The 1,017-nt window shown below is 36.9% G+C and carries 1 protein-coding gene; it reads left to right on the plus strand.

Annotated features, from left to right (window positions below; genetic code table 11):
- The first annotated feature begins 103 nt into the window (after nucleotides 1-103).
- Complete coding sequence (locus KSO91_RS17350) at nucleotides 104-985, plus strand: IS982 family transposase (RefSeq protein WP_238744268.1); 882 nt, start codon at nucleotides 104-106, stop codon at nucleotides 983-985.
- Nucleotides 986-1,017: the final 32 nt, after the last annotated feature.

Genomic DNA, 1,017 nt, shown 5'->3' on the forward strand with positions numbered 1-1,017 from the left:
TAACCTGAATTCTGGATAACAGAATAAAAAATTGAACTAAATGCCCACCAAGCGATCAGATCTTTCGACCAAGAAACGATTTGAAAGCAAACAAGGTGGGCATATGAATAACTTAGTGGAATTATTTTGCGATGTCGATGACTTTTGTCATCAATTCTTACCTAGATGGGAAGCACAACTACTTTCAGACGGAACTCGTAAGCGAAGACGTAAATCTAAAATGTCTACCAGTGAACGCATGGCAATTGTGATAGCATTTCATCAATCAAACCATAGAGATTTCAAGAACTTCTACATTGGTTTAGTGCAACGTTACTGGTCAGAGTACTTTCCAGAATTACTCAGTTATACCCGTTTCATAAACACAATGTCTGAGCTAATTGTTCCAATGTGCTCTTACTTTCAAACTGTTAAAGGTAAGCCAACAGGGATTGCGTTTGTTGACTCGACGAGTATTAAGGTGTGCCACAATATCCGTATTCCACGCAACCGAGTATTTGCAGATACAGCTAAACGCGGAAAAGGCACAATGGGTTGGTTTTTCGGTTTTAAGCTTCATCTTTTGATTAATCATAAAGGTGAAATCCTTTCTTTGAATATAACACCAGGAAACACGAACGATCGAACTCCAATACCAGACTTATGTAAAAATCTTACAGGTAAGCTATACGCTGACAAGGGATACATAGGAAAAAAATTGAATGAAAAATTGCAAGAGTCTGATATAGATTTAGTTACAACGGTACGTAAAAATATGAAAGCTAAAGCAATATCAGCCTTCGATAGAGCTATGTTATCAAAGAGATATATAATAGAAACAGTGAATGATCAGCTAAAAAACATATCTCAAATAGAGCATAGCCGTCACCGTAGTGGAACAGGTTTTATGCTTAATATTATTGCAGGAATAGTAGCTTACTGCGTAAAAAAACAGAAGCCATGCATTAAGCTGTCAACAAGCGAATCGGGTGTAATGACAGCTTAATAAATGCAGTTTCTTATCCAGATCTCAGGTTA

Origin of the sequence: Psychromonas antarctica (genome assembly GCF_022267535.1) — a bacterium.
GTDB lineage: Bacteria > Pseudomonadota > Gammaproteobacteria > Enterobacterales > Psychromonadaceae > Psychromonas > Psychromonas antarctica.